The sequence below is a fragment of the Candidatus Bartonella washoeensis Sb944nv genome (assembly GCF_000278135.1).
In the GTDB taxonomy this organism is placed as follows: Bacteria; Pseudomonadota; Alphaproteobacteria; order Rhizobiales; family Rhizobiaceae; genus Bartonella; species Bartonella washoeensis.
Window position 1 is genome coordinate 172,200 of sequence record NZ_JH725025.1, and the last position, 8,524, is coordinate 180,723.

General features: G+C 42.6%; 10 protein-coding genes and 1 pseudogene. All 11 read right to left on the reverse strand.

Annotation, left to right across the window (positions count from 1 at the left end):
• A pseudogene (locus MCQ_RS09740) lies at positions 1-153 on the reverse strand (helix-turn-helix domain-containing protein); the annotation flags it as partial.
• Between the two features lie 127 nt (positions 154-280).
• Positions 281-511 carry a hypothetical protein gene (locus MCQ_RS07395; RefSeq protein WP_006924538.1) on the reverse strand — a complete coding sequence of 77 codons (231 nt, stop codon included), beginning with the start codon at positions 509-511 and terminating at the stop codon, positions 281-283.
• Between the two features lie 116 nt (positions 512-627).
• Positions 628-855, reverse strand: coding sequence for a hypothetical protein (locus MCQ_RS07400; protein ID WP_006924531.1), 228 nt, complete (start codon positions 853-855; stop codon positions 628-630).
• A complete protein-coding gene (locus tag MCQ_RS07405; protein ID WP_006924533.1) occupies positions 852-1,514 on the reverse strand; it encodes a lysozyme in 663 nt (220 codons plus the stop codon). Before MCQ_RS07405 ends, MCQ_RS07400 begins: the two co-directional genes overlap by 4 nt.
• A gap of 74 nt (positions 1,515-1,588) precedes the next feature.
• The gene (locus MCQ_RS07410) at positions 1,589-1,921 is read right to left on the reverse strand and encodes a hypothetical protein (protein ID WP_006924539.1); all 333 of its coding nucleotides are present in this window, start codon (positions 1,919-1,921) and stop codon (positions 1,589-1,591) included.
• Positions 1,922-1,935: 14 nt separating this feature from the next.
• Positions 1,936-3,480, reverse strand: coding sequence for a phage major tropism determinant (locus MCQ_RS09415; protein ID WP_006924540.1), 1,545 nt, complete (start codon positions 3,478-3,480; stop codon positions 1,936-1,938).
• Positions 3,481-3,516: 36 nt separating this feature from the next.
• On the reverse strand, positions 3,517-3,738 hold the full coding sequence (locus MCQ_RS07420) for a hypothetical protein (RefSeq protein ID WP_006924541.1): 222 nt from the start codon (positions 3,736-3,738) through the stop codon (positions 3,517-3,519).
• Between the two features lie 10 nt (positions 3,739-3,748).
• Positions 3,749-5,020: a phage tail protein gene (locus tag MCQ_RS07425; protein WP_006924542.1), complete on the reverse strand. Its 1,272-nt coding sequence runs from the start codon at positions 5,018-5,020 to the stop codon at positions 3,749-3,751.
• A 7-nt stretch (positions 5,021-5,027) separates the two neighbouring features.
• Complete coding sequence (locus tag MCQ_RS07430; RefSeq protein ID WP_006924543.1) at positions 5,028-6,050, reverse strand: tail fiber protein; 1,023 nt, start codon at positions 6,048-6,050, stop codon at positions 5,028-5,030.
• 12 nt (positions 6,051-6,062) lie between these two features.
• A complete protein-coding gene (locus MCQ_RS07435; protein ID WP_006924544.1) occupies positions 6,063-6,728 on the reverse strand; it encodes a transglycosylase SLT domain-containing protein in 666 nt (221 codons plus the stop codon).
• On the reverse strand, positions 6,725-8,524 hold a 1,800-nt coding region (locus tag MCQ_RS07440), incomplete at its 5' end, for a hypothetical protein (protein WP_006924545.1). The genes MCQ_RS07435 and MCQ_RS07440, both read right to left, overlap by 4 nt.

The window sequence follows — 8,524 nt, forward strand, 5'->3', positions numbered from 1 at the left end:
CTTTTCTTCCATTCCTACCGGAACAGACTTTTTGCCAATTTCTACAGAAGATAAAAATGGTACAGATATGTTTAATTTCTCAGCCATATCTAATAGACGTTCAGAATGATCAATACGAAGCTTGCGTAAGGTTTTACCAAACAGTGTTAGCATCTAAAAAAATCCTTGAGAAAGAATAATTTTTTCATAGTGATTCTAGCAAAAATCCTTATGTCTTTCTATCTAATGATTACGAATCAGGACTTCTTTTCGGGCGTTTTTTTGAGAAGATTTGGTGCATTTAACTTTTTGTTAACCATCTTTTGAAGTGTGAGAAGATATTGTCTATCGCATCCATAAGGCGGGCAAAATCGATAACAAACATAAAGATGATGAACGCCACCCACTTCATAAAACGAGACATCATCTTCAACCCCTGATAAGTATTGATCATTTCATGAAGCAACTGTTGTTCCTTTTCTGTGAGATCTTTATCTTTGTTATTTTCTTTTCTCATCATGTCGCCAACCACATAAATGCGCTCCCTACTTGTTATGTTTTAAAATGTCTCTTGCGAGATTGGGACTGATCACCGCAACATCTTGCTGATCCAAATAAATTGGCAACCAGCCACCACAACTAATAACCCTATTTGCCGCGCACCCAACGAGACAGAGCAGAACGCACATCACCATCACTTTTCCGATTAACTTCATTTTCAACCTCAAGACGTGTCGTTGTTATCTTTAAAGCATTCTCTGTTTGCTTGTGCTGTTCCGATTTCTTGCCAAGATGGAAGGCCTTCACTAAAGCGATAAAAAAAACGGCTAAAGCCGCTGTAAGCATCATCTGATATTTCTTAAGCCACAAAATCATAAACGTTGCTCCCGAAACCTCTTGGCTACAAACACAATGCCCGCACATGCCGCTAAAACCATGATGCCAGCCAAAGCCCATTGCACAGGACCATTGCCCGCAACCAAACCTCCAAGACCTGAAAAAGAACCTATAATCGGGGCAAGAATTTCTGCTTTGAGAGAGCCCGTTGCTCCTTTTGTTTCCACTCTCTGATAGTTAGAAGCAATATAAGCCCCTTTTGCCCATAAGCCTGCTTCAGCTGCTCGCCGGTTTGCAAGCCCTTGAAGACGTTTCCCACCCACTCTATTCCATTTCTGTAATTCCTCTGGAACAGCTTCATAATCCCCTTTATTGAGCTTCTTTAACAAGGTCGAATTGCAAAAGGCTTTTGTCCCGACATTATAGCAAAAGGACACTAATGCCGCGAATTGTTCATCCGTTAAGGAAACCATCACCGCTTCTTCAACAGTCTTTTCAAATTGTTTTAAGTCCTCACGAAGAATGGCCTCTGCTTGCTCTTGCGTGATACGCATGCCTTTGCGAACAAAAGGTCTTCCTGCCTCACTTGTGTGACCGTAACCAATGGTCCAAACGCACGCTAAATCTTTATAAGCCTGTAAACGCAAACCTTCCCATTGTTTGATCAGTGCTAACCCTTCTTTCGATATCGTTCTCATCTGCTCCTCCATAAAAAAAGCCCCACAAAAGTGAGGCGGGATAAAAGGTGTTTTCGATTATGCTTACAGAAGATTCATTCGCTCTTCTCTTTGATCAATTGCTCGACCTCTTCTACCGTAAAACCAAGACGGAAAAGATGAGAAAACTCACTCTCTTGCAATTCGTACTGAATACGTTTTGCTCTAAGATCAATATCAGTATCAAAATCTGCCATTTCCATTACCACATGAACGCTATGCGTTTCATCTTCAATACCTTCTTCGTTCTCACCAAGCTCTTTGCCCCGAACCCAATGAAACCGCGTTTTTAACAGGTTCTCTAGCCTTCTTACCGTTTCAGCCTTATCAAAATCCAACATGTTCAAATAGTCTTGCTTGCTATTTAAATGCTCTGGATATTCTCTCATCTCCTCCTCCTCCTCTAAACAAAATTGCGTGGATGGCTAGATCCACGAGCGCCAGATGCTTCATAACGGGCATTACGAATAATTACTGTACGCAGATGTGGACTGATATTCGTACCATCTGACCACTCTCCACCACCTAACAATGTATGCATCTCTTTTTTAAACTGTACATTTGGTGCTCTTCCAACTACTGTTTGCATGAAACAAACATCTCTCAAAAATTGCCAAACATAACCACAACCATCTTCACAGCCGATATACGAAATCATACGTCTCTTCTCCGTATCAACATGACCGCCTGAATGTTTGGGGGAAGGCGCCTCTTTCCCTTCAATACTTGTCTTGTCATTGCTCCCATACATAGCGGAAGCAAATTCTGTATCACTCAATAAAGTCTTCTTAACACGCATCATATCTGATACATGATCTGTATAGCCACGGTTCGTCGTGATAGGAACACCATATTCTGACCGAGTATTTTCACCCGTTCCTGACTGGAGATAAATATCGACCCAAATATCCTGTGACGGGTCATAAACCATCCCTTCTGGCGAACTATGCGGGCGATGATTGAGACACCAAACAGATTGCGGTAAAATATCCCCCGCACGATAACCAGACAAAGGATGTCCAGAAATCGTTCCAACATCGGCACAAAGCGTATGAAAGCCGCCGATCTTTCGCGAATTCGTCGCTGTGTAACCATGAGGAAAGGTCGCGTTTTCTGACAAAACAAGTTTATGCGTGTTGCCGTCAGGAACCAAATAGACATAATAATCCTTGCCAGCACTTAAAGAGGAAATGCTTATTACTGTATCGCTTGAATAACTTGCAATGTAGACACCATTTGCTAATGATAAAGTAATGTGTGTTCCTTTTTTCAACTGCAATTGTTTTTTCCCCGACGCAACAAGAAACGGCGTGGAAACTGAAATCACACTCAAGTTTAAATCTTTAAGAAAATCACTCAAACCAGAAGTACCACTGCTCTGTTGTGCTGTTAAAGTGGCTTGTTTTGCTTCCTCTGCTGTACTTTTTGCCTTTTCAGCAATCGTTTTGGCTTCATTGGCTATTTGCTTTGCATCATCACAAGCGCTCTTCGACTGTTGAGAAAGCATCTGAGAAGCTTCTGCTGTAGTCTTAGCTTCTTCTGACACACGTTGTGCATTGTCTGCTGTTGCCTTCGCTCCATTGGCTGTTTCTGTTGCTGCCGCTGCCACAGTTGCAGCTTGTGTCGCTGTTTTCGATGCCTCTGTGGATATCGCTGTGGCTGTATTAGACGTTCCTTTCGCTTCATCCGCTACTGTTTTTGCCTGTTCCGATACTGCTTTCGCTTCATCCGCTGTTTGCTTCGCTATCTTGGCTATCCCTGTTGCCACTTCTGCTGCCTGTTTCGCCTGTGCTCCTTGCTCCGCTGTCGCAAAAGCTTCATATTGATAAACCGCTGCACTCCCCAGTGACTTCGGGACAGCAACCTTATCCACTGAAGTGCCCTCTATAATGTCCTCTTTCGTCGCTGCTGGTATTTGATACTCATGCGTATGATACGGTATGCCCATAATCTTTCTTTCCTTAACATCAGTTCAAATGAATAGTTAAAATGAACATTCTTTCAGTTCTTCTAGCTCTGTACTTAAAACTTTTATGCGCTCTTCTAGACCTTGTATTTTATCTTCAAGCTCTGACTGCAAAGCCTCCTTCACAACATCAATCATCCCATTAAGCGGCGCATGGACAAAGCGGTCTCCTGAATATAAAACAACCCGTATTTGCGACGGGTCTTTCACTTCTGATATTGCAAACGGTTTCGATAACATTGCAAGAACCTCACGTCTTAATGCCAAAGACAACTGATACATTAATCGGACGCGTTTCTTCTCCTCCAAAGCTATCCGTCATAATCCTATGCTTATGAACGCCAAATTCTTGATCAGCGCGCTTGGGAACAGGAAACATGTAAAAGTTATCTTGATATTTGATAAAAAATGGACGTGAGCTATGCCCTTCAGAAGGATGTGGAGAGGCCTCCTCTTGAGTTGTTTGCGTTACGCTTTCAAATGCTTTCTCACACCTCTCAAGGGCATCCCCTGTTAAACCCACACATTCCTCTTCACCAACATTCCCATGATCAACAGAAGGAGACCCGCCCCAACAATCAGGATCCTCATACCCCCACAAATTCGCAGAAAAACATCTTTTCCGACTATTTCTACGCCGTAAATTTTCTGCCTCGCGCGCTTGTTTCTCTTCCTCACTCACTTCATTTGCACTCCGACGCTGTCTGTGTGAAGGATTAACAGAGGAAAGATCCCGCTTACGTCTCGAAGAGCTTGCTTTCGTCTCATCAGTCCCAATAATATGATCATGGGTTCTCAAAGAACACCGTTGCGTACTTGCAAAACTTCGCTCTCTATCAACATTCCCTAAATAATCAAATCCCCGTAAAAACATCCCTCTCATATCAGGAACATTAAACGTCGTCTCACCATCGCCATGACCCCACATGGTTCCAATGGTTGCAAAAAGATTACGATAAGCAGTACGTGAATAAGCACTCCCATCACATAACAACCAACCATCAGGTAAACTTTCCATTGCAAAGCTGCCTATAAAACCAGAAGGAAAGCGTTTGAATGGAGAAACTTTTAGCGGTGTGGGATTCAGAAGCTGCCACCCATCAATGGCTTCATCATACACCAAAGTATAAATACAGCCATTTTGGATTTCCCCGCCAACAAGGGCGCTAATACCACCCTCTGTCGCTTTGTAAACCGTTTTTTCCTTTAACCCATTAATTGAAACCGTGCTCGCACCAACATTCCATCCACTGGACCTAAACCGCACGACAATATCATTCTTGTACTCTAAAAAGCGCGATGTGCTCTGTAAACGAATTGCTGTCTGTTGTTGTGCCCAATCAACCACAACAATACTCTCAACTGCACCACCCGTATCTGTTAAATACTCCCGCACACGCTGCATCATCACACGCGCACTATTATTAACTGTATGGGGCGGTTGTCCTTCACACCAATTCATAAAACTATCAGCACCTGCATTTTCAGACGCCGTTAAAGACCAACCATATATATCTGACATACTTGCCTCAGCTTTTTATTGCAAAAACAACCGCGACATTGATGGGACGCGTTTCACTTCCTAGACCCGTTATCGTCCTGATACTATGTGTATAATATTGATCAAGAGGAACGGCCAAAATATCATATGCCTGCATGTTCTCTCTTCTTATTCCCGTAACCGATTCAACTGTCGATTTCTTCTCTTCATCAAGTAAATGACCCCACAGCATCGTTACATCACCATGCCAATGGTCCATTCCTGTTTCACGAATATGCTCTGGAAAAATCTCATGACCCCCATGTCTATGAGATTGGAGTGAATCCTGTTGCACACTCGCAAAATCGCGCCCAGCATCAACATTGCGTCCTCCATCAACCCCCCGTAAAAACATCCCGCGCAAATCAGGAACATTAAACGTCGTCTCACCATCGCCACGACCCCACATGGTTCCTATCGCAGCAAACAGATCACTATAAGTACTGCGTGAGTAAGCACTTCCATCACACAATAACCAACCACTTGGGAGGGCTTGCATAGCAAAGGTCCCTATAAAGCCTGACGGATAAAGATTGCTTGCCAAACCTCGTTGTGACTGTGTGGGTGTGGGATTAAGAAGCTGCCACCCATCAATGGCTTCATCATACACTAAAGTATAAATGCAGCCTTGTTGCATCTCATTGCCTGATAAAAGCGCAATCCCGAATTCTGTGACTTTGTAAACCTGTTTACCCTGTAGATTATTCACAGCTACCGTCGTTATACCAATATTTCTTCCTTTGGCTTTAAACCGTAAAACGATATCTTTCTTATACTCTCTAAACGCAGATTTGGTTTGCAACCTAATCTCTGTTCTTTGCTGAACATCATCAACCGTAAATGTACTTTCAATTGCGCCACCCGTATCCGCCAAATACTCTCTTACCCGTTGCATCATTCCACGCGCACTGTTGTTCACGGTGCTTGGCAATTGTCCTTCTGACCAATCAACCAAATCATCAGCGTGCGTGTTCTCCGACGCTCTAAGCGACCAATCATAAATCGTTGACATGTCTTGTGAATCCTAAATCTTATAAAAGGGCCCGTAAAACGCTCTCATAAATTGCGTCATCAAAGGATTATCATCATCACTCTCATCAGCTTCTGAGGTCTTTTGCTGTGAGGAGAGCAACGCTCTTAAAAATGCAAGCAAGTTATCCCTATTGCTGTTAAAGCCCTGTGGAACACTCCCTCCAACAGCAGAACTTGCACGATAAGGCTGCTGTCCACCATACATTTGCAACACCCTCTGGACAAAATCACCAGCACGCATCGCATTATTACCGCCATTCAAACCAACGGCATTGCTGCCAACAATTTGCGCGGCATGGGCATGAGGATTTTGCAGAAGCCGCGCCGCTCCCCCTGCACCTTGTTGATGGGCTAAATACAATTCTGCATCTGTAGGCGCTCTGCCCAATACGCGGCTTAAATGATTACGATTATCGCGTGTAAACCTGCCCATGGCATCCGCTGCTTGCACGGGGTCAAACCTATCCTGCAAGCCATATTGTTTTGCTGTGCTGTCTATAAACTGATACAGTCCACCAGCAGAAGAACGAGGATTTCTGGCATTCGGATTCCCACCACTTTCAATTTGGGCAACACGATACAAATAATGCGCAGGCAAGCCATAACGCGCCGCAGATTGTCGTATCGCTTGATCTATAGAGGGATTAGAACGGGTCATTTCGCGTACTCTATTGAAGCACGAGGACCCAATCCTTTTGCTATAGCTCTAGAAAAAAGTTTCAAACCTTCATCCGTTATTACCCCCAAGCTATGCCAATTTAAAGCACTTTGTATCATTTGAGCAATTTCATTTTGCTTCATTCCTTTAACTCCAAAAGTCGCTAATTTCGCTATACCGCGTTCTATCTCTTGTCTTGCTCTTACCGCTTCTGGTGAATTTGGATGTGCAAATATATTTCGTGCTAATTTAAAGGTTTGAGCTGGTAAATCAGGAAGACTATGTGGTATGCGAACGCCCTCAAAAAGAGACAATTCAGGAGCACCGCTAAATTCTCCAAAACCCTTTTTTGCTGCATCAGAATAGAATTTCTCCTGATCTACGGCCTTCTTAAAAGAAGCAAACCGTTCAGGTCCTATTATCCTTTTAAGATTCTCAGACGCAAGATTTTGTTTTAAAAGATTAGAGAATGCATTAATAGGGTCATTCTCTTTCCTCAATAAATCATCTAATGCATCTCTCATACCCATATGATAGGTATTGTTTTTATCTGACCAATTGCCTTTAGAAAGATTTTCCTGAACCGCATCTCTTTCAAAACTCTTTTCTAGTTTTGTTCCAAGAGCCTGCCTACCTTTCTCAAAACTATTTTCAAAGTTTTTGAATTTTTCTGCACTACCACGTGCTACTTTATAAGTAGGAGAGATTTGATCCATTATTTTTACCAAATCTTTTTTGAGTATTTGGTAGCCAGAGACTTTTTGGTTATCGCCTAGTCTCTTACTCTTCTCTATCAAATCATCAAGAGACTGCTTGGTTTGATCTAATAACTCTATCGTAGGTTTATAGTTTATACTACTAAATCTTTGATCATAAAATCGTTGAGGGTTTTCTTTCAGAGAATGCTCTTCTAATGTATTTACAGCTTCTTTGAGAGCTTTTTGAAAGCCTTTATTTTCAAAAAGTTTATTAAGAGCCGGATAATGCTCTTGTCCTATTGCAGTTCGCCTTGCTTGTTCATAAAGATGATCATGCGCTTCTTTCCCTTGCTGTTTAAGCATCCTACTTAAAGTATCGCTATGCCGGTATGGAACTATTGTCTGCTCCATCATATCATCAAGACGTTGAACAGAACCTCCCAGTCTTTTCTCATGGGCTTGTTTCAAGAGATTATAAACATCTTTGTTTGTTTCAGAAGACTTAAATAAAACCTGTCGTAGTTTCTCATTAATATCTGTCAAAAACACATCATGAGGTTCAGAAGCAAAGCGTTGAGTGATCTTTTTGGTTTTATTATCGTAAAGTTGCTTGGCAACTTCTCTCAAAGCTTTATTTGAAACTTCTTTATGAGCAGGATTAAAACTTCTCCTTATCACGGGAGCATCCTTTACAAGGTTTCCTAGACCTCGCACTCCTTTAGAAACTCCCATACCAGCTAAAGAAGCAACCGGTGTCAAAACAGCTCCCCCAAGACCACCAGCTAACGCCGAGTTTACCGTATCATTGTAACCTTCTCCTGCACCGGAACCATGCAAAGCACCAGAACCCGCTCCGACAAGAGCGCCCCTACCTAAACTTCCTAAAGTCGAACCTGCTCGCAAAAAATTTAATGCGGGAATAGCAAAGGATGCTAATGTTGGTAAAATTGACCCAACAATATAAGCGCCAGAAGACAACCATGGATGTTTCTCTTCCAAGGCTTTTTGGTAAGCACGTTCCTTGGCTACCCTTCTATTGTAGATCTCCTCTGCTCGTTTATCTCCACGCCAATAATCGGTAAAACCTGCTTCATTCGC